The organism is Methylophaga sp. UBA2513, from assembly GCF_002341285.1.
In the GTDB taxonomy this organism is placed as follows: domain Bacteria; phylum Pseudomonadota; class Gammaproteobacteria; order Nitrosococcales; family Methylophagaceae; genus Methylophaga; species Methylophaga marina.
In genome coordinates this window covers 22199-41829 of the sequence record NZ_DDNT01000015.1, presented here as the reverse complement: position 1 = coordinate 41829, position 19631 = coordinate 22199, and the positions used below count along the sequence as shown (strand labels likewise).

Genomic DNA, 19631 nt, shown 5'->3' with positions numbered 1-19631 from the left:
TGATTGTGAATGATAAAAAACGATGAATTGTAACAATTATTAACGCAAACTGAGAATTTTCCAGCCTTTTTCCTTAGCAAAGGCTTCAAGCTTCTCATCGGGATCAACGGCGACAGGGGTGTCGACCAGTTCTAATAGTGGGATATCGTTATGAGAATCACTGTAAAAAGTACTGTTCTCCATCGTTTCATCCCGATGGTTTAACCACATTTTCAAGCGCTCGACTTTACCACGCTGAAACGAGGGCGTGCCTGAGACTTTGCCGGTAAACGCGCCATCAATCATTTCTGGATCCGTGCCAATTAAATGTTCAATGCCCAGGAGCTCCGCAATAGGCTGAGTCAGGAAACTATTGGTGGCGGTGATAATGAGTAATGTATCGCCTTTGGCTCGATGCATTTCGATAAGCTCGATACCCGCTGGCAAAATGATCGGTTTAATTTTTTCTTCAAGATAGGCCGCGCGCCAAGCTTCTAATTCCGACATGGAATGGTTGGCGTAAGGTGTAAAGACAAATTCTAAAAATGCGTAGATGTCGAGTGAGCCGTTAATGTATTCCTGAAGAAAATGATCATTGCTAGCCCGATAGGCCTTCTCGTCTACAATGTTATTTTCACACAAGTAACGACCCCATAAATAGTCGCTATCACCGGCCAATAAAGTATTATCCAAATCAAAAATTGCCAACGCCATGATGCTGGAAAAGTCTCCGTTTTAATCAAAAATGCGACTATTGTATGTCAAAATGCATTGCATACTGACAGTGCTTTTAATAATCTAATCGCTAATTGAGAATAAACCGCTGGGGGCGATTGCGCTCAGCCAGCTAGAGACTTCAGTCGTGATTGATAAAGATGGCTTCAGGCCTAACGTAGGGATCATACTCTGCAACGAAGAGAATCAGGTGTTGTGGGCGCAACGTGCGCAACATGATTCGTGGCAGTTTCCTCAGGGGGGGATCAAGTCCCATGAAACTCCTGAGCAGGCGGCTTATCGTGAGCTTACGGAAGAGGTAGGTTTATTGCCAGAGCATGTTGAGTTAATTGCAATGACCCGAGGGTGGTTGCGTTACCGCTTACCTAAACGTTACCTGCGATATGGAAATAAACCGCTTTGCATTGGCCAAAAGCAGCGTTGGTTTTTAATGCGTTTTACCGGTAAGGAAGAAGACGTCAAGCTTAATCTGCATGAAAAACCAGAGTTCGATGATTGGCGCTGGGTGGATTACTGGACGCCTGTTGACGAAATTGTGTTTTTCAAACGTCGTGTTTATGAAAAAGCACTCCATGAATTTGCGCCATTATTATTTCCGGAATATCGACGTCAGTTAAATAACAAAAAAAGACGTTAATCCAGTTCTTTTCTGAACACACGTGATTTGCGCTGGTAATTGTATAGCGCTTGTTTTGCGACGGGGAGATCCGCTATTTCTGCTGGTTTGAACCCATGCTCTAAAAACCAGTGCGCCGTTTGAGTGGTTAACACGCACAGATTATTGATGCCTTGTGCTTTTGCTGACTGCTCCAGTACCCCGAGTAATTGTTGACCGCGACCATGACTCTGGTATTGATTCGATACCGCCAGGCAAGCAAGTTCTGCCATATCATTATCAGGATAGGGGTAAAGTGCCGCGCAGGCTACAACACTGCCATCACGCTCCATGACCGTGAAATGATCGATCTCTCGTTCTAGTAACTCTCTTGAACGTTTTACGACAACTCCTTTTTCTTCTAACGGTTGAATTAACTCCAGGATACCGCCGACATCATCAATCGTTGCTTGTCTTGTGGTTTCAAAAGAGGTGGACGTTACCAGCGTACCAGCACCATCACGGCTGAATAATTCCTGTAATAAAACACCGTTAATGGCTCTATCCAGAATATGTACTCTGGTGACGCCTGCTTTACATGCTTTTACCGCAGCATGTAATGAAGGGTGGGAGCTGAGTGCTTTTTCTGCCTCATTCACCGTCAGCTCGCGGGGCATCGTTTTGTTACTGTGACCAATAAAGATCAATTTATCTGCGCGCAATGCTGTGGCCACTTCTGTCGCGATAGATTCAGCTGAAACGTTGAAGCTTTCGCCCGTAAGGGAGTAACCCAGAGGGGGCAGCAAAACAATATTACCTAATCCCAATTGTTGATTGATGCCTTCAGCATCAATACGACGCACTTCACCTGTATGACCCAGATCCACACCATCTATGATGCCAGCAGGTCTGGCAATCACCAAGTTCCCACTGATACAACGAATACGTGCATCGGCCATTGGCGTATGTGGTAACCCAAAGGACAGTTTCGATTCGATATCAAGGCGCAGTTTACCAATGGCTGCTTTGGCAATAACCAAGCTGATATCATCGGTCACTCTCAAACCATTGTGATATCTAACAGGTATGTTTTGTTCGATACAGCTTGCTTCAATCTGAGGTCTGGCACCGTATACTAGAACCAATTTAATGCCTAAGCTATTCAGGATAGAGATATCATGGAGCAGGGGCTCGAATTCCTGGCTATCGATGGTTTCACCATCAAAAGCAATCACAAAAGTCGCGCCACGATGACTATGAATATAAGGCGCAGCGGTACGAAACCAGCTGGTTGTGGTGGCTAAGTTTTGTGGTGTAACTGGCTTTACAGTGTCGTTCATTCGTTTCTTTTTATCTCAGACTCGGCACGCTTGCCAAGTGTCGTGTAAAATTTATCAGATTATTACCATGTGATCTAAGGGTTACGTGGGGCAAAACAGATTTTGGAGAGATTTCGCATGCCTCAATATCGTTCAAGAACATCTACCGCGGGTAGAAATATGGCTGGCGCTCGCGCACTGTGGCGGGCGACAGGAATGAAAGATGATGATTTCAATAAACCTATCATCGCTATTGCAAACTCGTTTACACAATTTGTTCCCGGACATGTTCATCTAAAAGATCTTGGCCAACTGGTTGCGCGCGAAATTGAAAAAGCGGGCGGTGTCGCAAAAGAGTTCAATACCATTGCCGTGGATGATGGTATCGCTATGGGACATGGCGGCATGCTTTACAGCTTGCCATCGCGCGACATTATCGCCGACTCTGTTGAGTATATGGTGAATGCCCATTGCGCGGATGCCATTGTTTGTATTTCAAACTGCGACAAGATCACACCCGGCATGTTAATGGCCGCTATGCGACTCAATATTCCGGTGATTTTTGTTTCTGGTGGACCAATGGAAGCGGGTAAAACAAAACTCGCTGGTAAAGACGTCAAGCTGGATTTGGTGGATGCCATGGTGCAGGCAGCGGATGAGCATGTCAGTGATGCGGATGTCGAACAGGTTGAGCGTAGTGCCTGTCCAACCTGTGGTTCATGCTCTGGTATGTTTACAGCTAACTCAATGAACTGCCTGACGGAAGCTTTGGGGCTATCATTACCAGGCAATGGTTCATTGCTTGCTACACACGCGGATCGCAAAGAACTGTTTCTGGAAGCAGGTCGTCGCATCGTCGATTTAGCTAAACGCTACTATGAGAATGATGAAGTGGATGTCTTACCGCGATCTATTGCGACAAAAGCGGCGTTTGAAAACGCCATTGCCCTAGATATTGCGATGGGTGGTTCAACCAATACCGTGCTGCATTTATTAGCGGCGGCGAATGAAGCCAAAGTCGACTTTACTATGGCTGATATTGATCGCATGTCACGTAAAATTCCGAATTTATGTAAAGTCGCGCCTGCCACCAACAAATACCACATGGAAGATGTACACCGCGCTGGTGGTGTCATTTCTATTCTTGGTGAATTAGCGGCTGGTGGTTTATTGCATACTGATGCGCCCACAGTTCACAGCAAAACCATGGGTGAAGGTTTAAAACAATGGGATGTCAAACGCACAGACTACGAGCCTGCATTAACACGTTATCTCGCCGGTCCTGCTGGTATTCCAACACAGGAAGCCTTCAGTCAGAACTGCCGTTGGCCAGAGCTGGATTTGGATCGTGAAAACGGCTGTATTCGTGATGTCGAACATGCTTATAGTAAAGATGGCGGCTTGGCCGTGTTGTATGGCAATTTAGCTGAAGATGGTTGTATTGTGAAAACGGCCGGTGTGGATGAGTCTATTCTGACTTTCTCTGGTCCGGCACGCATTTTTGAGTCTCAAGATGACTCTGTCGCAGCTATTTTAAGAGGGGATATCAAAGAAGGTGATGTTGTCCTCATTCGCTATGAAGGACCAAAAGGTGGACCAGGCATGCAGGAAATGCTGTATCCCACCAGCTACCTGAAATCTAAAGGTTTAGGTAAAGCCTGTGCCTTATTAACTGATGGACGTTTCTCCGGTGGTACATCGGGTTTATCTATTGGTCATGCTTCACCTGAAGCGGCGGAAGGCGGGAATATTGGCTTGGTGGAGGAAGGCGATATCATCCATATCGATATTCCTAACCGTAAGATCAATGTTGAGATAAGCGACGAAGAGCTGGCGCATCGTCGTGCCGCTATGGAAGCGAAAGGCGATGATGCCTGGAAACCCGTTGGGCGTGAGCGTGAAGTGAGCCTAGCTCTTCAGGCCTATGCCGCATTGACTACCTCAGCGGCGAAAGGGGCTGTTCGGGATGTTGAACAACTCAAGCGTCGATAGAAAATAAATGAGCCCGGTTTATCCGGGCTTTTTTATATCTGTTGTGCGTAAAGTTTTTGGTACAAACCGTCCTGATTAATCAATGAATCATGGTCGCCTTCCGCAATAATTTCTCCACCGTCAAATACGATAATGCGATCGGCTTGTTTCACGGCGCTGAGACGGTGAGCGATAATAATGGTTGTCCGATTTTCCAGATACTGCTCTAAAGCATTATGCAGTTGAAATTCGGTATCACTATCTAAGGCTGAAGTGGCTTCATCCAAAACAACCACGCTTGGATTCACCAAAGCCATACGTGCAATTGCCAGACGTTGACGTTGTCCACCCGATAATTTCACGCCATCACGGCCTATGATGGTATCCAATTGTTCTGGAAGGTCTTGGATGACGGTTTCTATCTGTGCGATACGAATAGCTTCCCAGATAGCATCATCAGAATATTGACGTCCCATCGTAATGTTTTGACGCACGGTATCATTAAACAAAGCGGGGCTTTGTAAGACTGTGGATACGTGCTCACGAACCGTGTCCAGGCCAATTTTACTCACGGGTACATCATTAAAAAATACCATGCCATCATCAGCTGGATATAAACCTAATAACACATTGACTAAGGTAGACTTTCCGGCACCACTAGCACCGACCAGTGCGACTTTTTCACCTGCTTGGATATTCAGGGATACGCCGCTGAGCACTTTATTATTATCGCCGTATTTAAAGTGCAGGTTCTCAATGCGAATACTGCTGGGTTGTCCATCTACAAATGGATTTACGTCGTTTTGGTAACGCACTTCTTCATGCATGCTGAACAGACTATTCAGCCGTGAAACCGCTGCGCTGGCAGAATAAAAAGAATATTGAATATTCAGAATCTCTTGTACCGGACTCATCATAAACCAGAGGTAACCAAAGACAGCGAACATCTCACCAATACTTAAATTAGAGAAAATCACCATAAACATACTGACAGCCCTGAATACATCAAAGCCAAACAGGAAGATCACAAATGAAAAACGGTTTGCGGCATCACTTTTCCAGGCAAACTCTGAGGCATGGTTTCTAACGTGACGTGCGTTATCAATGACGCGAAGCAGATAGTGTTTTTCTCGGTTAGCAGTACGTATTTGCTGAATACCATCTAATGTTTCGGTCAAGCTTTGTTGGAAGATTTCAAAAGCAGAATTTTCTTTCCTTTTAAGCTCCTTGACGTGTTTACCCACCACCATAGTGAAATAGATCACCAGCGGATTCATAAACAAAATTAATAATGCCAGTTGCCAGTGTAAAAACAGCAATATCACTGCTGTACCAATAATACTCAGCGTTGCTACGATAAATCGACTGATGGTATTGCCGATAAAATTATCAATCACTTCAATATCGGTAACAAAATGTGAGGCAATGCCGGCGCTACCTCGAGTTTCATATTCGCTGATGGCAATTCTACCCAGCCGTTTAATCAGTTTTTGACGAATCCTGAAGGTGATGCGTTTGGCAATAAGGGTGAAATAACGTGACTGAGCCACATTCAAAATGACCGATGCCACACGTAATACCAATGTAAATAACAACACAGCCAAAATATATAAAACCGGACCATGCCAGCTATCGGGACTGAATTGCTGAATAAAGGCGACGGTTGGGCCTGGCTCTTCAAGTAACACTTCGTCAACCATCAGAGGCAATAATAGAGGAACAGGCACGGCACAGAGTGTCGCCAGAAGCGCGATGATATTGGCTTTGACGAGATGCTTTTTGTACAGAAGGGCTTGCTTGAGGATGCCGCTCAGCTCATAGCTGCTTTTGTCAGTCATATAAAGTCATTAAATTAGAACGTTGTTTCCTGCTTGAGTGATCAGTTTCTCAGGAACATAACCCCAGACCGCACTGACGGTATCAGGTGTTAATATCGCCTGTGGTGAACCTTGAGCAAACATTTTACCCTGATTTAGCAACCAAATCTTATCGGCATAACGCGTTGCTTGGTTAAGATCATGCAAAATGGCCACGATCGAGAATTGTGATTCATGACTAAGCTGACGAACGAGTTGTAATAAATGATGCTGTTGACCTAAGTCTTGTGCTGATGTGGGTTCATCCAACAAAACAACAGGTGGTTTTTCGGCTTGTGATACCTGGAGTAATATTCGCGCTAGCTGCACGCGTTGCCGCTCTCCACCAGAGAGACTGGTAAAAAAGCGATCTGCAAATTGCCAGGTATCGGTTTTTTCCATCCAAAATCGTGTTTGCTGAGCTAACTCATCAGCAGATAGAGACAGCGGCGTCGCACCTATTGCCACGACTTCACTTGCACTAAAGGGAAAGGTTAATTGTGATGATTGGGGCAAAATACCTAAGTGTTTCGCACGCTCTCGACGAGACCATTCATTTACATTTTTATCATGCAAAAAAACATGACCTGAGCTAGGTTTCCACTCGCTAGTAATGGCACGAAATAAACTGGTTTTTCCTGCGCCATTAGGGCCCAGCACGGCAATAAACTCGCCCGGCTCAACATCAGCATGCTCGATATGGAGAATGGAGCGTCCACCATGAGCAATGTTGAGATGATTTAAAGTTAAACTGGTCATCGTCATCCTACAATGTACTTAAGCGCTGACGTTGCTGTAATAGAAGAAAAACAAAAAAGGGTGCGCCAATCAATGCTGTCACTAAGCCAACCGGAAGTTCGGCTGGAGCGAGCCAGACCCGTGCTCCCACATCAGCCAGTAATAACAGGGCCGCCCCTGCAATGGCAGATAAAGGTAATAGGCGTGTGTGATCTGGGCCTAATGTCATACGTATTAGATGAGGCACAACCAAACTGATGAAGCCAATAATGCCTGAGGCAGAGACGGCAATACCAATGCCAATCGCTGTCGCAATGATGAGTTGGCGTTTGAGTTGTTCAGTATGGATGCCTAAATGTGCCGCTTCAGCTTCACCCAGCAATAAGGCATTCAGGGCTTTGGCGTAATACTGATAGAAAAGTATCAAGCACAGGCAACAGCCAGCACATAACCACAACATAAAAGGTGTGGCGCCATTTAAGGAACCCATGCCCCATAAAGTTAAATCGCGTAATGCCTGATCATTGGCAATAAATGTTAGAAAACCAATCACGGCACCGGTAAATGCGGCGACCGCGACCCCGGCTAATAACAGAATAAGCACGGAAGTATTTCCTTGGCTGGATTGGGCCAGTCGATACACTAATAAACTGGTGACTAACCCACCCACAAAAGCCGCTACAGGTGTGGCAAAAACTGAGAAACTTACGGGAAATATTACGATGGCAAGTGCCGCCCCAAGCCCTGCACCAGAAGACACACCAATGATGCCTGGATCAGCCAAAGGGTTTCGAAACAAGCCTTGTGTGACGGCGCCACAGATGGCCAATAAGGCGCCAATAAACAAAGCTAGCAGCGTACGAGGCCAGCGAAGATCCCAGATAACGACCTTCTCATAGTCATTTAGACGGCTAAGATCGGTATGGAATAAACCGTCCCAGACAGTTAACAAACTCTGCCAGCTTGATAACTTCATGGGGCCAGATGTCAGAGATAAAATAATACCGATGACAAGCAGGCTGATCAGAACTGGCCACGCCAGCTTTCGGAATAGCGATTGGTAGGGCATAGTCACGAGTCGATGGCTAGTAGAGTTTATCTGCCAGTCGTTCAGCTTCCGCCAGAGCACCGAGGCTGAGCCCGGCAATTAAGGTCGCTGCATTCACACTCACTATCTGATTATTTTTAGCCGCTTGGCTATGTTGCAGTAATGGCTGACGTTTGACGAGCTTGTTAGCGCTATCCAAGCTGTCAGAACGACTACCAACCAGAATAATATCCGGGTTGACGGCTAATAAAGCTTCAACTGAGATGGATTTGTAACCACTAAACTGGCTGATATTTTTACCGCCCAGTAGTTTTATGAGTGCATCGCCAGTGGTGTCACTGCCCGCTTGGGATAAACCACGCTCACCAATATCGAGCAGAAATACTACAGTTGGCTTGTGTGCGAGCTGTTTCTCTAGCAAGGCTGACTGCCTTATTTGAAGCTGTTCGATAAGTGTTTGCGCTGCTGATTCTGCATTTAGCCGAGATGCTAACAGCGTTATATTTGTTTCAAGCTGCTCCAATGTCGTTGGACTATCAAGTTGGAGTACATGAATATGTGCTTTTTTGAGGGCCGCGATAGTGGGGGCTGGCCCCATATGATTGCTACCGATAACTAAATCAGGATGTAACTGGAGCAATCCTTCTGCTGATAATGTCCGATGGTAACCTAAATTCTCAACTGGCTGAGATAACAAGGGCTGACTGGTTAAGTCTGCAGCCACAATATGCTCTTCCAATCCCAGGTTGAGCAAAATCTCAGTGGCATTGCCGTCAACACTGACCAGGCGGGAATTATTAGAGTCCGCATAGCTGCTTGGGGCTGTGAGCAAAGTCAGCATTAAAAGCCATAGAGCGCAGAAAAGAGAAGGGATTCTTTTATTCTTCATCATAAAAAGTTCAGTCGATATGTTAGTTAAAGTGAAATGGGCATACACAACGAATCGCATTCTACTTGATATCTGATAAATTGTTAATCTATATGTAAATGATAATTGATCTCATTATCGTTAAGTGGTAATTTTCTCGACATATTTTTTAAGTCAGGAACAATTACGATGAAATTAAGAAAGTTAGCCTTGCTAATGCAGGTGCCTGTTTTATTAACAGTAAGCGGTGGCGCAGCCATCGCTGCGGAACAAAGCCTCGATGAAATCACTATCACAGCAACAAGAAACACTGACGGTGATAGTGCAAGCCGTAACATCAGTGTCGTCAGTCAGGATGATATTGCACGACAACAAGCCACTTCTGTTCCTCAAGTTATTAACTATTTACCTAATGTCACATTAACTGGTGGCCCTCGTGAACAAGTTCAGGGAGTCAATATCCGTGGCTTGGGTGGAAACCGTGTTTTGCAATTGATTGATGGGGTTAGACAGAATTTTGAATCAGGTCATCGACCTACGTATTTTTTAGACCCATCACTCTTAAAAAATGTTGAGGTACTTCGAGGGCCGAGCAGTTCTTTATGGGGGTCAGGTGCGTTAGGTGGTGTTGTGTCACAGAATACTATTCATGCGGCTGATCTCTTGGATGGAGATAATCTGGGCGGCTTTGTGAAACAAGGTTATCAATCAAACGGTGATAAGTGGACAACAACCGGTGCTTTGGCTAGTCGTTTTGGCAATGTTGATTTTCTGCTATCGGGTTACTATCGTGATGGCAATGACTTGGAACTGGGGAATGGCGATGATCTGCAAAACTCAGCAAATCGCGACAAAGGTGTGTTAGCTAAGCTGGACTGGTTTATCGATAACGATCAGATGGCGACATTTAACTTTCGTCGCTCGTACAATTACGGTGGCATTCCATCAAATGGGGCAGCAGATGTTTCCACATCAAACTTCTTGATAGATAGAAAAACGCAGACAGATCAAGCGTCATTTGACTATCAATACAATCCTAACAACCCGTTGTTGAATACCAAGCTTACTTTGTATTGGGATCGTACTAAAATGGATGAAAGTCGGACTTCGGATGGACGCTTTGATGACACTGAAATTCGGACAGTGGGAATGAATATTCATAACCGTAGTGAGTTTGGTGACATAGCTGTTATCTACGGGGTGGATGGATATCAGGATAAATTAAATGCAGATCGCGGTGGTGTCGATAGGCCATTACCGCCAACGGCAACGACCGATGTATGGGGGGCCTTTTCAGAGATTCATCTTCCTGTAGCAGAGAAGTGGCATGTGGAGTTAGGCGCACGCTATGATTATTTCAAAACAGAAGCAGAAAACTTAAACGAAGAACACAGTGATAATGCGTTTTCTCCATCTGCTGCTTTAGTTTGGCAGCCAACCGATCTGTTAAATGTCACATTACGTTATGATGAAGCTTTTAGAGCACCCTCATCCGAAGAGCTCTATACATCTGGAACGCACTTTTGTATGGGGCCAGGATTTTGTAATACCTTCCTTCCAAACTCGGATTTGAAGCCAGAAGAGTCTCAAAACTGGGAGTTAATGACTCAATATACAATGCCTGATGTGTTGAAATCGTCTGATTCATTAACGTTAAACGCTAATATTTTCCATAACGATGTAGATAACTTCATCGAACAACGAGTTGATGACCCGGTCTTTTTCCCTATTCCCAATCCAGGTAATACCTATTACAGAAATATTGATAAGGCAGAGTTGCAAGGTTTTGAGCTAGCCATGAATTATCAATTGAATACATTCAATGCCCTATTGAGTTATGGCCAAACCAGGGGGCAAGATAAGAATACGGGAGAAGCCATCTCGACAATCCCTGCAGATAAATGGGTATTGGATATGAATAATGCTTGGCTTAAAAATACCCTCAAAACAGGTTTGAGGCTAACGCGGATTGAAAGTCAGAAGCATCGACCGAATGATATCAATACTGACTATGAGCACTATACATTAGTGGATCTCTACACAAGCTGGACATCGAAAGATGTTAAAAACTTAACGATTGATCTGACTGTGAATAATTTGACTGATCAACACTATCGTGTCGCATTTCAACAACTCTATATGCCGGGCAAAGATATTCGTCTTGGCGTGAAGTATGATTTTTAAGGAGCAGCTATGTCTAATGAAGTAACAATGCCAGGTGAGCAGGCTCAAGCATTACTCGAGCAACTGGCTGATTGGGGTACTATGACGACCATCGTATTGCATGGCGGCAGTGTGTTTGAGTTTATGGGGCCTTTTCCGAAAGGCTCTGTAGCGGAAGGTTTTTATAATTTATCAGGTCCGGTGCCAGGCTTTCATGGACACTTAAATCTTAAGTTAGTAAACCATATTCGTTTTCAAGATAAACAGCACCGTGGCCGAGAGAGTTACGCGTTTGTTTTTGAAAATGCCGAGGGCGAGGTGATTTTTAAAGTCTTTCTTGGCCGAGATGAAAAAGGCGAGTTGTTAGCAGAACAAAAACAACGTTTTCTGGCCATGCAACAACAATATCAGTGAGAATAGAGTAATGAATAATAAAGGGTTAGAAGAGAAAATCAGTCAAGAGATTATGGCGATGGTCAACAGCAGAAAAAGTTTGCTGCTATCCTCATTAACCGAAGAAGATGAACCTTATGCTTCCTACGCGCCCTTCGCGGTGGGAGAAGATTGTTTATATGTATTAATCAGTGAAATCGCAGTTCACGCTAAAAACTTGCAGCATCACCCTAGAGCTTCAGTATTAATTATTGAAGATGAAGATTCTGCTGCGGAGTTATTTGCTCGTCTTCGTGTTCAGTACAATGTGACCACAGAACTATTGCCTGTCGATTCTGCAGACTGGGATGTGGGTATTCAGTGTTTAACCGATCGTCATGGCGATCGCATACAAAACTTAAGTCAATTGAGTGACTTTAAGTTATTTAAGCTGAATCCTATCGGTGGCCGTTATGTGAAAGGCTTTGGTAAGGCGTATCAGATTGATGGTGGCTCTTTAGCTGGAGAAGGCTTGTCTCATCTGAGAGATGGACACAAAAAACGTGCTTGATAGACTGGTTGTATGAAACAAAAAAAGGACGCTCGATGCGTCCTTTTTTATTGACGAGATAATAATCTGTTATCAGAGGCTGCCCCAGCTATCCTTTTTCCGAACTTTTAGGCGCGGTAGGATGATGCCTAACAAGATACCTGCGAATAAAACAGCGGCGCCAATAAGGAACCAGCTTCGGGTACTGTTATCTTTTAAGGCATTGTTTTCGATGACTAATGACTGGTTCTCATGATCAATTTCTTGCAGCTTTTCTTTTAGCTGGCGGTTTTCATTATCTAAAGCCACAGCATTTGACGCGGTACGACGGAGGTCGTCCAGTTCTTTGCTCAAACGTTGTGATTTTTCTTTCAACGACATGTTTTGTGTATCAACGTCAGAATTTTGATTACTGAGTGATGAAATTTCTTCTTTGTATTTAGCGATTTCAAGTTCTAAATTGGCCACACGCTTTTGACTGGCTTCAAGTTGGTCACGAGCACTCGGTGTGTTGGTCAGATAACGGGTTAACACCCAGCCTTCAACGCCATCTGTCGTTCTGACTTTTGAATAACCTGCTGGATCCGTTTCCAGTACTTCGAGTCGTGTACCAGACTCGAGCATTTTACGGATATTGAACTTCACGCCTTGACCATTCCGCATGGTGATTTCGAGCTTATCAGATACGTAACGTGTGGTTTGAGCTTGAGCAAGGACGGGAGTCAACAGTGCCGCTGAGATGAGGATGTGTGCGATCAGTTTTTTCACAATGGACGTCTTTATTCTTTGATAAACAGGCATTTTAACAGAAGCGATGCTGTTCGCTTCAAGTCTGAATTAGGAATTAACAATAAATCAGAATGTTATGTTGCCGTAACGGCGTTGTCATATTGGTTTGTTAAGGTCGGCCTGCTATAAAGAAAGGGTTAGAAATGGAAAAGATTAGAGTCATGTTTTTGTGTACTGGCAATTCGTGTCGTTCACAAATGGCTGAGGGTTGGGCAAGAGCTTTGGCCAGCGAAGAAATTGAAATTAAATCGGCTGGTATTGAAGCACATGGACAAAACCAACGTGCCATCAAAATTATGTCTGAAGTCGGCATTGATATTTCTCAGCAGGAATCAATTCGTGTGAATGGTGAAATGCTGGAATGGGCAGATTTGTTAGTCACACTATGTGATAACGCTGAAGAGCAGTGCCCTCTACTCAGCCCGCATACAGTTAAGGTGCATCTGCCTTTGCCTGATCCGGCCAAGCTGCGGGGTAGTGAAGAGGAAGTGATGGCCATCTTCCGCGAAACACGTGAGAAAGTTCGTCAGCGTGTCGAGTTTGTACTCGAACAGGTTGCTTACGAAGCGGCAGTTTAAGCCGTTTATTTCTCCGTGACCAAGCGTATCTTCGGTTTCTGATTACTCATATTTTTTTCTGTCGCCTCTAGCTGATAGAGGCTGTTTCCAGCGATTCGCTTAGCCATTGATTTTGCTTTGCTGGCATATTCGGTCAGATCAATCTCTGCCTGGATATTCGGGAAGTCTAAAATGCGCACAGCACCTATCGATAAGCTAAGCAGTGAATAAAAGGTTTCATTGCCATGGCGATCAACCGCATTGATGCCTGCTTGTTGCAGATGACGCAAATTGTATAGCTGTGGGTAAAGTGCCTCAAATGCTTCCAGAATCTTTTGGCAACGGTGTCGCCAGTCTTTACTTTCAAACAAGATGATAAAATCATCGCCACCCACATGCCCGACAAAGTCGATCTCCTGGTCGACATGTTCAGTTAACGTTTTAGCTGTGAGGCTAATCACTTTATCGCCTTTACCGTAACCATAAATGTCGTTGTAGGGTTTGAAGTTATCCAAGTCAAAATAGCAGACAGTGACATCCCTATTTTGCTCGATAATCTCACGGGTATGCTCACTTAATGGCACATTTCCTGGCAGACCACTCAGCGGGTTGGCATGGCGAGCCATGGTGATTTGCATATCGGTAATCTGACGTAGCAAGTCCATCAAACTACCTACACCGCGATAGCGGCCTTGCTCCGTTATGACGAAGGCACTGTGCTGGTGATGTGCTTCCTGGCTGGTGATTTGATAACTGAGTTTTTTCAATGGCAGCTCAGTTTCAACGACGATGGGATTTTTATCCATAAAGTCTTTTATGGGTTTTCTTCCGTACAGTTCACGACCAAAACGGCTGGCGTAAAGTGTCATAAAATCATCGCGCCACATGATACCCACGACACGATTATTATCATCAACAACCGGCAACGCATTCAGTTTTAACGCTTTCTGAAAACGATCAGAAATGTGCTCAATGGTATCGTTATGTCTGACCGGATCTAAATCTGTCAGCAAGCTGCTAACAAGGGTATTCGCTCTTGGACGACCTGTTCGTTGTATCGTTGTTTCTTTGCGTTGGGCAAACAGACTGTTATCGAGTTCTTTTTGTGGATTACGATTAGGACGGCCAAAGTAATAGCCTTGTACAAAGCGCATATCCAGACTTTGTGCGGTGATATATTCCTGACGAACTTCAATGCCTTCACCAATCACCTGGCAGCCGATACTTTGAGCAATATCAATCATGGACTGCACAAATTGGCGCTTTTGCCGATCTTCATGAATATTCTGCATAAAGTGGCGGTCCAGTTTGACAAAATCAGGCTTGAGTTCAGACCAGGTGCGTAAGCCAGAATAGCCCGCACCCAAATCATCAATCGCAATCGAAAAACCCATATCGCGATAATGTTCGGTGGCTGTTCGCATTAATTCATAGTCATCAATCGGATACTGTTCAGTGAGCTCAATGATGACTTGTTCTGCTGATAAGCCCGCCATTTCAACATATTGTAAAGTCAATCCATGTGGATAATTGTTATCCAGAAGGGCGACAGGCGTGGTGTTGATAAAGAGTTTTTCTTTCAGGCCGAGTTGACCATAGCGTTTGATCGCCGTTTCTCGACAGAGTAAATCCAGCTCAGCCAAACAATCATGCTTGAGAGCAGTATCAAATAAGGTCACAGGCGAATGGAGTGGGCCATCAGACGGACCACGAATCAGTGCCTCATAACCAAAAATCTGTTGGTTGTGTAGAGATATAATGGGTTGAAACAGAGCTGTCAGACGTCCATGACTGAGAATTTCCTGTAATGAGTGATAGTGGTGTAATTCTTCTTGTGTCATCGTCTTATCTTCTCTTGCTAATATCTCCTAATCAGAAAAAAGCCCCACCCTGGGGTGAGGCTTTTATCAGTGCTTTCCAGTGTTAAGACCTACCAGAATGCTTGCGCACGGAATTTAAGTGCAGATGGTTCTGCATCTGAACTTGCGCCATCGACAGTCAGATCGGTAACTTTGTCGTAGTTCAGCATTAAACGAATATTTTTACGTGGAATGTAGTTCACACCCAATGTAAATTTATCTGCTTCGTCTTCAGTTTGTACACTTCCGCCGACTAAACCTTCGGTTTCAATGTTTTCAAAGCGAGCAACTAACTGCCACGCACCATATGGAGATTTAGGTGAAACGCCAGAGTTATAACCTTTTTTCCACTTGTAAGATTCACCCGTCAGGAAGTAACCAGCTTCAACTGAATAGCCAGTGAATTCTTGATCTGAGTTTGAGTTACTTTCAGCTGTGTAGTCTACGTATTCAGCTAAAGCGTGGAATGGGCCGTAGATACCTAAAACATCAGCTGTGAATGCTTTTGAGCCATCATAATCTGCTACAGAAGTGTCAATTGGACGCTCTGAAGTAATGTGGCTAACAGCACGTTGACGGTAGCGGAATGAACCATCACCGTTACCACGGTTCAAATAACCCAAACCAACTTGTAACATGTGTTTGCTGTCTTGCATAAATGGTACGAATGAACCGCGAACTGCCCATGTATCTGCATCATCTACATCAGTTTCACCACCGTCGATTTCACCGCTTGTTAAAGATGATGCTAATAACCAACGATAATCTTTGTCATTCAACTGGAATGCAACACCACTCTCACGAGCAGGTGATAAAGCTGAATCAGCATAGAATGGGCGATCAATAAAGCTCATGTATTTAGAGCTAGCTTTAGTGTTATAACCAAAAGCTATGTGAGATTGACCAAGTTTTACACCCCATTTGGTGCTGTCGTTTAGTTTGTTGCCGTAACCAACATAAGCATCTTTAATTGATGCATCACCGCCAGCAAAGTCAGCTTCAAATTTGTAGCTCCAGTCATAAATCGAACCTTGGAAACCCAAACGTGCACGACGTAATTCAGTTCCTCGACCTTCGTTATCACCTACACCTGCAGTACCATCGTATAAACCATCATTGTCTACAGAGATGGCATCCCACATCACACGACCGATAGGTTGGAATTCCCAGTTACCTTCTCTGTCTGCAACAACTAACTTGCCATCAGTGGTAATTTTTGGCATATCTGCAGTTGCTTCAGCGACTTGTTTTTTCACTTCAGCTTGAGCAGCTTCAGTTTTTTCTTGATCAGCTGCTGCAGCGTTTTTCAGCATGTTGTAGTCTTCTGCACTGATGGTGCCTTTGTCACGAAGGACTTTTAACAGGTCAGCCATCGCTTCGTTGTTTGCCTGAGCAGGCAACATTGCTGCACCAAACAAGGTACCGGCAATTAATAAAGATGTTGTTTTCAATTTCAAGGGACTATCCTCTAGGTTGGTTTATCAATTCGGTAAGAGCCGAAGTCCCGCACACCTTAGGCTTGTTATGTTTCAGCATGATGAAGAAAACGTTACAGTTTTGTGACATTGATACAAAAGCTGACTTTTGTTGTATTTAAGCGACAATGGCGATCAGGCCTTGAAATAAGGAAAACCGCACCAATATCCATCTATATAACTATGCCTTTGGACGTCCTATGTTTCGAATTTTATTACTGATTTTTTTAATTATCCCCATCGTTGAAATCTATGTGTTGATACAGGTTGGCGATGTGATTGGTGCATTACCGACTATATTTATGGTGGTGGCCACCGCTGTTCTAGGTGCGTTTTTACTTCGTTTACAAGGTTTTCAAACATTACAACGAGCACAAAGCTCCATGGCCAGCGGCCAAATTCCTGCCACAGAGATGTTGGAAGGGGTGTGCTTGGTTATCGCTGGGGCGATGTTACTAACGCCCGGGTTTGTCACCGATACCTTTGGTTTTTTGCTACTAGTGCCAGCCGTCAGGCAGAGTGTGATTAAACAATTAGCCAAGAATAGTCGTATTTTTTACACACAAAAGCGTGGTGATGCTTTTTCACAACAACGCTATCGATCAGATTATCGTGAAGGTGATGTGATTGATGGGGAAGTGGTCGATGACGATGATAAACATCATCTTCGATAAAAATTTTTAAATTTTTTTGCTTAGCCCCCTTGAAAGCGGGTTTTGTAACCCCATTCTATGAGTTCCCTACAATTTAAGTTAGTCATTAATAGACATTTTTTCGGAGGAAATACAGATGAATCTTCGTCCCCTTCATGATCGTGTGATTGTTCGTCGCATGGAAGAAGAAACAATGAGCGCTGGCGGTATCGTTATCCCTGATAACGCCGCAGAAAAACCATCTCGCGGTGAAATTCTTGCTGCAGGTGATGGCAAGGTTACAGATTCAGGCGAAGTTCGCCCTTTGGCGGTAAAAGTGGGTGACAAAGTACTGTTTGGCAAATATGCCGGTACTGAAGTTAAGGTTGACGGTGAAGAACTGTTAGTCATGCGTGAAGATGACATTGTTGCTGTTATCGAAGGCTAATCCCTGGATTCATTTGCTTTATTAAAGAATAAGAGGAATAACTACAATGGCTGCTAAAGAAGTCAAATTTGGTGCAGACGCACGTCAGTTAATGGTTAAAGGTGTGAATACACTGGCTAACGCAGTAAAAGTCACACTGGGACCAAAAGGTCGCAACGTTGTTTTAGATAAAAGCTTCGGTGCACCTACCGTCACGAAAGACGGTGTTTCAGTCGCGAAAGAAATCGAACTGGAAAACAAATACGAAAACATGGGCGCCCAAATGGTAAAAGAAGTGGCTTCGCACACTTCTGATGCTGCTGGTGACGGTACAACTACAGCGACAGTTCTAGCACAAGCTATTCTGCGTGAAGGTATGAAAGCCGTTACTGCTGGTATGAACCCCATGGATCTGAAACGTGGTATCGACAAAGCAGTTCAATCTGCGGTTGAACAACTGCGTACTATGTCATCACCATGTGATGATGATAAAGCGATTGCTCAAGTCGGTACTATTTCAGCTAACTCTGACGCTTCAATCGGTAAAATTATTGCTGAAGCCATGCAAAAAGTCGGTAAAGAAGGCGTTATCACCGTTGAAGACGGTAGCGGCTTTGAAAACGAATTAGACGTCGTTGAAGGTATGCAGTTTGATCGTGGCTACCAGTCTCCATACTTTGTTAACGACCAACAAACTATGACAGCAGAACTGGAAGATCCGTATGTGCTGTTATTCGACAAAAAAATCTCAAACATCCGTGATTTGCTGCCAACTCTAGAAGCTGTCGCGAAATCTAGCCGTCCATTATTGATCGTTTCTGAAGATGTGGAAGGTGAAGCCTTAGCCACACTGGTTGTGAACAATATGCGCGGTATCGTGAAAGTCTGTGCTGTTAAAGCGCCTGGCTTTGGTGACCGTCGTAAAGCGATGTTAGAAGATATCGCTGTTCTGACTGGTGGTACTGTGATTTCTGAAGAAGTCGGTCTGAGCCTGGAAAAAGTGACTTTGGATCACTTAGGTCAAGCGAAGAAAATCACTGTCAGCAAAGAAAATACCACTATCGTTGATGGTGCTGGCCGTGCAGATGAAATCCAAGCACGTGTTGAACAAATTCGCACACAAATCGCTGAATCTTCTTCTGACTACGACAAAGAAAAACTGCAAGAACGTGTCGCTAAATTAGCTGGCGGTGTTGCTGTTATCCGTGTTGGTGCGGCTACCGAGATGGAAATGAAAGAGAAGAAAGCACGCGTTGAAGATGCGTTGCATGCTACTCGTGCTGCGGTTGAAGAAGGCGTCGTCGCTGGTGGTGGTGTTGCTCTTGTTCGTGCAGAAAGCTCTCTGGGCGAACTGCGTGGTGACAACCATGATCAAGACATGGGTATCAAAATTGCGCGTCGTGCAATGGAAGAGCCTTTACGTCAAATCGCTACAAACGCGGGTGCTGAAGCATCTGTTATCTTGAATGAAGTTGTTGCAGGTAAAGGTAACTATGGTTACAACGCGGCAACAGGTGAATACGGCGATATGATTGATATGGGTATTCTTGACCCAACTAAAGTCACTCGTACTGCATTACAAAATGCAGGTTCCGTTGCTGGCCTGATGCTGACAACAGAAGCGATGATCGCTGAACTGCCAAAAGAAGATGCACCTGCAATGCCTGATATGGGCGGCATGGGTGGCATGGGCGGCAT

General features: G+C 44.5%; 18 protein-coding genes. 9 read left to right on the top strand and 9 right to left on the bottom strand.

From position 1 onward, the window contains the following. Nucleotides 1-39 precede the first annotated feature (39 nt). Entirely contained in the window at nucleotides 40-693 is a 654-nt protein-coding gene (locus B3V56_RS09480; protein ID WP_289281417.1) for an HAD family hydrolase, read from the bottom strand. A gap of 148 nt (nucleotides 694-841) precedes the next feature. Here B3V56_RS09480 and B3V56_RS09475 point away from each other — a divergent pair, with 148 nt between their 5' ends. Continuing rightward, nucleotides 842-1351 carry an RNA pyrophosphohydrolase gene (locus B3V56_RS09475; protein WP_289244085.1) on the top strand — a complete coding sequence of 170 codons (510 nt, stop codon included), beginning with the start codon at nucleotides 842-844 and terminating at the stop codon, nucleotides 1349-1351. Here the strand turns inward: B3V56_RS09475 and argA are convergent. Beyond that, nucleotides 1348-2649: an amino-acid N-acetyltransferase gene (gene argA, locus B3V56_RS09470; RefSeq protein WP_289281416.1), complete on the bottom strand. Its 1302-nt coding sequence runs from the start codon at nucleotides 2647-2649 to the stop codon at nucleotides 1348-1350. The genes B3V56_RS09475 and argA overlap by 4 nt on opposite strands. Before the next feature lie 117 nt (nucleotides 2650-2766). On the opposite strand from argA, the gene ilvD reads away from it, so the two are divergent. Continuing rightward, nucleotides 2767-4620: a dihydroxy-acid dehydratase gene (ilvD, locus tag B3V56_RS09465; RefSeq protein WP_289281415.1), complete on the top strand. Its 1854-nt coding sequence runs from the start codon at nucleotides 2767-2769 to the stop codon at nucleotides 4618-4620. A 32-nt stretch (nucleotides 4621-4652) separates the two neighbouring features. On the opposite strand, the gene B3V56_RS09460 is transcribed toward ilvD, so the two are convergent. The 4 genes from B3V56_RS09460 to B3V56_RS09445 are packed head-to-tail and all read right to left on the bottom strand — an operon-like array spanning nucleotide 4653 to nucleotide 9082. Further along, nucleotides 4653-6437 carry an ABC transporter ATP-binding protein gene (locus tag B3V56_RS09460; RefSeq protein ID WP_289281414.1) on the bottom strand — a complete coding sequence of 595 codons (1785 nt, stop codon included), beginning with the start codon at nucleotides 6435-6437 and terminating at the stop codon, nucleotides 4653-4655. Between the two features lie 9 nt (nucleotides 6438-6446). Continuing rightward, on the bottom strand, nucleotides 6447-7214 hold the full coding sequence (locus B3V56_RS09455) for a heme ABC transporter ATP-binding protein (protein WP_289281413.1): 768 nt from the start codon (nucleotides 7212-7214) through the stop codon (nucleotides 6447-6449). A gap of 7 nt (nucleotides 7215-7221) precedes the next feature. Beyond that, complete coding sequence (locus B3V56_RS09450) at nucleotides 7222-8262, bottom strand: FecCD family ABC transporter permease (RefSeq protein ID WP_286306097.1); 1041 nt, start codon at nucleotides 8260-8262, stop codon at nucleotides 7222-7224. A 16-nt stretch (nucleotides 8263-8278) separates the two neighbouring features. Continuing rightward, nucleotides 8279-9082 carry a heme/hemin ABC transporter substrate-binding protein gene (locus B3V56_RS09445; RefSeq protein WP_289281412.1) on the bottom strand — a complete coding sequence of 268 codons (804 nt, stop codon included), beginning with the start codon at nucleotides 9080-9082 and terminating at the stop codon, nucleotides 8279-8281. Between the two features lie 216 nt (nucleotides 9083-9298). Between B3V56_RS09445 and B3V56_RS09440 the strand changes: the two genes are divergently transcribed. Genes B3V56_RS09440 through B3V56_RS09430 form a run of 3 tightly spaced genes read left to right on the top strand, consistent with a single transcriptional unit; the run spans nucleotide 9299 to nucleotide 12215 of the window. Further along, on the top strand, nucleotides 9299-11293 hold the full coding sequence (locus B3V56_RS09440) for a TonB-dependent hemoglobin/transferrin/lactoferrin family receptor (RefSeq protein WP_289281411.1): 1995 nt from the start codon (nucleotides 9299-9301) through the stop codon (nucleotides 11291-11293). Between the two features lie 9 nt (nucleotides 11294-11302). Beyond that, on the top strand, nucleotides 11303-11686 hold the full coding sequence (hutX, locus tag B3V56_RS09435) for a heme utilization cystosolic carrier protein HutX (RefSeq protein ID WP_286303528.1): 384 nt from the start codon (nucleotides 11303-11305) through the stop codon (nucleotides 11684-11686). A 10-nt stretch (nucleotides 11687-11696) separates the two neighbouring features. Beyond that, the gene (locus tag B3V56_RS09430; RefSeq protein ID WP_286303529.1) at nucleotides 11697-12215 is read left to right on the top strand and encodes a HugZ family protein; all 519 of its coding nucleotides are present in this window, start codon (nucleotides 11697-11699) and stop codon (nucleotides 12213-12215) included. Nucleotides 12216-12287: 72 nt separating this feature from the next. Here B3V56_RS09430 and B3V56_RS09425 read toward each other — a convergent pair whose 3' ends face one another. Next, nucleotides 12288-12962 carry a TIGR04211 family SH3 domain-containing protein gene (locus B3V56_RS09425; protein WP_284452220.1) on the bottom strand — a complete coding sequence of 225 codons (675 nt, stop codon included), beginning with the start codon at nucleotides 12960-12962 and terminating at the stop codon, nucleotides 12288-12290. Nucleotides 12963-13126: 164 nt separating this feature from the next. Between B3V56_RS09425 and B3V56_RS09420 the strand changes: the two genes are divergently transcribed. After that, entirely contained in the window at nucleotides 13127-13561 is a 435-nt protein-coding gene (locus B3V56_RS09420) for an arsenate reductase ArsC (RefSeq protein ID WP_284452221.1), read from the top strand. A 5-nt stretch (nucleotides 13562-13566) separates the two neighbouring features. Here B3V56_RS09420 and B3V56_RS09415 read toward each other — a convergent pair whose 3' ends face one another. Both B3V56_RS09415 and B3V56_RS09410 read right to left on the bottom strand, forming a co-directional pair. Then, entirely contained in the window at nucleotides 13567-15381 is a 1815-nt protein-coding gene (locus tag B3V56_RS09415) for a GGDEF domain-containing protein (protein WP_289281410.1), read from the bottom strand. An 89-nt stretch (nucleotides 15382-15470) separates the two neighbouring features. Beyond that, complete coding sequence (locus tag B3V56_RS09410) at nucleotides 15471-16856, bottom strand: OprO/OprP family phosphate-selective porin (RefSeq protein ID WP_273178397.1); 1386 nt, start codon at nucleotides 16854-16856, stop codon at nucleotides 15471-15473. Between the two features lie 218 nt (nucleotides 16857-17074). On the opposite strand from B3V56_RS09410, the gene B3V56_RS09405 reads away from it, so the two are divergent. The 3 genes from B3V56_RS09405 to groL form a co-directional block, all read left to right on the top strand. Next, nucleotides 17075-17548 (top strand): FxsA family protein, encoded by a 474-nt coding sequence (locus B3V56_RS09405; protein ID WP_273178396.1) that lies wholly within the window; start codon nucleotides 17075-17077, stop codon nucleotides 17546-17548. A 115-nt stretch (nucleotides 17549-17663) separates the two neighbouring features. Then, entirely contained in the window at nucleotides 17664-17954 is a 291-nt protein-coding gene (gene groES, locus B3V56_RS09400) for a co-chaperone GroES (protein WP_007143920.1), read from the top strand. Between the two features lie 46 nt (nucleotides 17955-18000). Next, nucleotides 18001-19631 (top strand): chaperonin GroEL (gene groL, locus B3V56_RS09395; RefSeq protein ID WP_289284212.1); only part of this gene is annotated, 1631 nt, incomplete at its 3' end.